We start from the raw sequence: 1,231 nt of genomic DNA on the forward strand, positions 1-1,231 counted from the left end.
ATGGCACTGCCCAAGTGGCGACCCCGGCAGAACATTCAAAGTTGCTGGAAATCTCAACGAAATCAACGTTGCCGCCGGGACACAAACAGGTTTTTCGGTGCTTTAGAGAACAATAGGTTACCTAGGCTGCAGACTCATTGATTTACAGCCAGAATAGGGCTGTAGCAGCGAGAGCGATAGCTGAGAGGAATACCTTTGGGCATCGGTCATATCGGGTGGCAATCCGCCGCCAGTCTTTCAGGCGACCGAACATGATCTCAATGCGGTTGCGGCGTTTGTAGCGCCGCTTGTCGTACCGGACAGGCTTATCGCGTGATTGTCGCCCTGGGATGCAGGGCCTAATTCCCCTGTCATTGAGGGCTTCGCGGAACCAGTCGGCGTCATAGCCTCGATCTCCCAGCAGCCAGTCAGCCGATGGCAGACTGTTCACCAGAGCCTTGGCGCCCGTGTAATCGCTGACCTGGCCCGCGGATATGAAGAAGCGGATGGGGCGTCCGAGGCTGTCAGCAACAGCGTGCAGTTTCGTATTCATGCCACCCTTGGTGCGCCCAATCAGCCTGCCGCGCCCCCCTTTTTTCAACCGCAGGCTGGAAGCCGTGCGGTGCGCTTTGAGGTATGTTGCGTCAATCATGATCGTCTTGTGATCCGTGCCATCAGCAGCCAGCCCGGTCATGATCCGAGCGAATACACCCATATCGCTCCATCGTTTCCAGCGATTGTATAGCGTCTTTGGCGGCCCATATTCACGTGGCGCATCGGACCAACGTAACCCATTGCGGTTGATGAAAATAATCCCGCTCAGTACACGACGATCATCAACCCTCGGCTTGCCATGGCTCTTTGGAAAGTAAGGCTGAAGCCGCGACATCTGCTCTTCGCTCAGCCAGAATAGATTGCTCATGATATACCCTGAAACTCAGGGGCTTGAATCACGCAGCCGAGTTGACGGCAACCAATTTAATGGCTCCAGAAACTAGTCCTGCCGCGCCGCGAATGCGCCGCCACGGTTTCTGCAAATTGATCAAAGATCCATCGTCCGACTCCCCTAATACTACGTAGGGGTTTTTCGGTTGCCGGGGTAACTCCATCAAAATGTCATAGGCTTTCCGTGAGGTGAGAGCGGAGGCAAGCACGTTTTCAGCGTTTACCTGCAACGAAGACCATCTGGCCGATAAACTGAACACATTCGTGAGTGGCTTTCTCACGATGGAAAAGACTTACACCGCAGCAT

Annotated in this window: 1 protein-coding gene; it reads right to left on the reverse strand. The window is 54.5% G+C overall.

Annotated elements, in window-relative coordinates:
* Positions 1-142 precede the first annotated feature (142 nt).
* Complete coding sequence (locus ACR0IP_RS23160) at positions 143-901, reverse strand: IS5 family transposase (RefSeq protein WP_480528159.1); 759 nt, start codon at positions 899-901, stop codon at positions 143-145.
* Positions 902-1,231 lie beyond the last annotated feature (330 nt).

It is taken from the genome of Ruegeria sp. AL11 (assembly GCF_056540865.1).